The 2922-nt window shown below is 46.6% G+C and carries 2 protein-coding genes and 2 tRNA genes; all 4 read left to right on the forward strand.

Annotated elements, in window-relative coordinates; translation table 11 throughout:
• Positions 1-89 precede the first annotated feature (89 nt).
• The 4 genes from ACFQNG_RS18670 to ACFQNG_RS18685 all read left to right on the forward strand — a co-directional run bounded on the left by ACFQNG_RS18670 (position 90) and on the right by ACFQNG_RS18685 (position 2328).
• A tRNA-Met gene (locus ACFQNG_RS18670) sits at positions 90-166 on the forward strand.
• 6 nt (positions 167-172) lie between these two features.
• Positions 173-246, forward strand: a tRNA-Met gene (locus tag ACFQNG_RS18675).
• A 201-nt stretch (positions 247-447) separates the two neighbouring features.
• Positions 448-1197, forward strand: coding sequence for a sugar phosphate isomerase/epimerase family protein (locus tag ACFQNG_RS18680; RefSeq protein ID WP_379867425.1), 750 nt, complete (start codon positions 448-450; stop codon positions 1195-1197).
• Positions 1198-1248: 51 nt separating this feature from the next.
• Complete coding sequence (locus tag ACFQNG_RS18685; RefSeq protein WP_379867426.1) at positions 1249-2328, forward strand: Gfo/Idh/MocA family protein; 1080 nt, start codon at positions 1249-1251, stop codon at positions 2326-2328.
• Positions 2329-2922: the final 594 nt, after the last annotated feature.

Raw genomic sequence — 2922 nt, forward strand, 5'->3', positions numbered from 1 at the left:
GTTAAGCCCTCCAGCGCCGATGGTACTTGGGCCTAAGCCCCGGGAGAGTAGGTCGTTGCTAGGCATCTCCTATCTGATGATAGGAGCGACGCGGGGTGGAGCAGTCCGGTAGCTCGTCGGGCTCATAACCCGAAGGTCGCAGGTTCAAATCCTGTCCCCGCAACCAATTTAAGGCGGCGTAGCTCAGTTGGCTAGAGCGTACGGTTCATACCCGTAAGGTCGGGGGTTCGAGGCCCTCCGCCGCTACTAGCGCAAAGCGATCAATCTTTGGATTGATCGCTTTTTTAGTATGGTCTTCATTTGATTTATAAATGCTTTTCATCGATACTTTAAGTTGATATGAATAATTATTACTGAAAAATCGTGCAGTTTTTATATTAAAAATGTTTGCTCTTTTGTTTATAGTTAGATTGTAAAGCGCTTTCAATTATCAAGGGGGTAATGTGGATGAGCTTCATCGCGCTACAATTGTGGTCTTTAAACAGCTTAACAAAAGATGATTTCCTTGGCACCCTGCGCAAGGTGGGAGAAATGGGTTATGATGGTGTCGAATTTGCCGGTTATTACGACACTCCCGCCAAGGTAGTGAAAGAAGTATTGGCGGAGAGTAAGTTGCAGGTAGTCGGAAGCCATATTCCATTGGATTTGCTTCAAGAAGATCAATTGGAAGCAACCCTCGCTTACCAAGAGGAAATTGGCAATCGTTTTGTTGTCTGTCCTTGGTTGCCCGAAGAAAAACGGCAAACGGTTGACGCGTATAAGCGCACAGCGGAAGAATTCAACAAAATCGGTGAAGCGTGTCGGAAAGCGGGTTTTCAATTCGCTTATCATAATCATGACTTTGAATTTGCTTCTTTTGGTGACAAGACTGGCTTTGAAATTTTGTTTGACGAAACCGATTTCAATTTGGTGAAGATGGAATTGGATGTGTATTGGGCTTATTATGCCGGATGGGATCCGGTTGCACTGATCTCCCGCTATGGCGACGCATTGGGTGCCTTGCATATAAAAGATCTGAAAACGGATGGAAACAAAAAGTACAGCACGGAAGTGGGCTCAGGTGAAATCGATATGGCCCCAATTAAAGAAGCGGGCAACAAGCTGGGGTTAAACTGGTTTATCGTTGAACAGGAATACTTTACCATCGATCCGTTGGAAGCCGCGAAAACCAGTTTAGACTATTTGAAAAAAATTTGACGTGCACGGAAGCAATCGGAATGGCCATTTCAAGAATAAGGGTGGATCGAGATGAAAAAATGTAAAGTGGGCATCATTGGCTGTGGCGTGATTAGCGGGATTTACATGCAAAACATCAAAGAATATCCTCATCTTGAGCTGGTTGCATGTGCGGATTTGGTAATGGAAACCGCGCAGAAACGCGCTGAAGAATTTCATATACCCAAGGTCTGCACGGTGGATGAGTTGTTGAGCGATCCAGACATTGATATTGTGGTGAACTTAACGATTCCTGCGGCGCATGGTCAAATCTGTTTGCGCGCTTTGGAAGCGGGTAAGCATGTGTACGTGGAAAAGCCATTGGCCGCTACGCGTGAAGAAGGCCGAAAAATCCTTGAATCGGCGAAGCAAAAAGGGTTGCGTGTGGCCTGTGCACCGGAAACGTTTTTGGGCGGCGGCATCCAAACCTGTCGCCAGTTGATTGAAGATGGCGACATTGGCACTCCGATCGCGGCCACGGGCAATATGCTCTATGGCGGACCGGATGCTTGGCATCCAAATCCGCATTTTTTCTTCCAACCTGGGGCGGGTCCATTGTTTGATATGGGACCTTACTATTTGACCGCGTTGGTAACCTTGCTTGGACCGATCAAACAAATCATGGCCCAAACCAAGATCAGTTTTCCTGAGCGGAAAGCACGGGTGACTGGCGAAACGATCAAAGTGAACACCCCCACGCATGTCACCGGCATTTTGGAATTTGCCAATGGTACGCTGGGCACCGTGATTTTCAGCTTTGATGTGAAGGGTGGACATCATTTGCCCAACATCGAGATTTATGGAACGGAAGGAACGATTCGCGTGCCTGATCCCAATACTTTTGGCGGTCCAGTATTGATCAAGCGCGTGGGAAATGAAGAATGGGCAGAAGTGGAGATTAAGCGCGCCTACACAGATAACTCCCGGGGAATAGGCGTGGCGGAGATGGCATTGGCTATTTTGGAAGACCGTCCGCATCGGGCCAATGGCGATCTGGCTTATCACATTTTAGATGCGATGTATGCATTCTATGATTCAGCGGAAAAGCAACAACCGCACCTATTGGAAAGCAGGTGTGAAGTGCCGGCCATCATGCCTCACCGTTTATTTTAAATGTAGGGAAGCGTGAACAAACCGGTTTTGCCCAGTTGAACAATGGAATCCTTGAAGAATGCGTTTGTTTTATGCGCATGCCGCATGTGTGCGTGAGATGAACGCGTCTGATGGCCATGAAGATATGGAAAGGTTTCGCTTACTTCAACCAGGCTCCTAGTTCTTTTCTTAGGGGCCTGGTTGATTATAGAAGATGGAGTGAGGCGACTTGAGTTGTTCTCATGTAGATTTGGAACATGTGGCCCTATTGATTTGAAAAAAACAGTTGACTATATTGCGGTGCCGTGATATATTACTCTCTGTCGCGCTTGCGACACGTTTCCGCAAGATGTGATAAAAAACAACAAAAAAGTTGTTGACGAACAAATGATTAGATGTTAAGATATTATTCGTCGCTATGAGAGAGCGGCACTGCAAAAGAAGAAATAAAGTGTTCCTTGAAAACTAAAGAGTGAACGTGACCTGTCAATTCAATGTGACACTTCGGTGTTACAATGAGCATAGACTCAAACCTCAAGTCTGGCGCTTAGCGCCAAGACCTTTAACGGAGAGTTTGATCCTGGCTCAGGATGAACGCTGGCGGCGTGCCTAATA

Origin of the sequence: Laceyella putida (assembly GCF_042665195.1) — a bacterium.
GTDB classification, from domain to species: Bacteria; Bacillota; Bacilli; order Thermoactinomycetales; family Thermoactinomycetaceae; genus Laceyella; species Laceyella putida.

Bases quoted from the DNA above. Each gene is read 5' to 3' on its own strand.
- ACFQNG_RS18680 (WP_379867425.1), top strand. From the start codon at position 448: ATGAGCTTCATCGCGCTACAATTGTGGTCTTTAAACAGCTTAACAAAA.
- ACFQNG_RS18685 (WP_379867426.1), top strand. From the start codon at position 1,249: ATGAAAAAATGTAAAGTGGGCATCATTGGCTGTGGCGTGATTAGCGGG.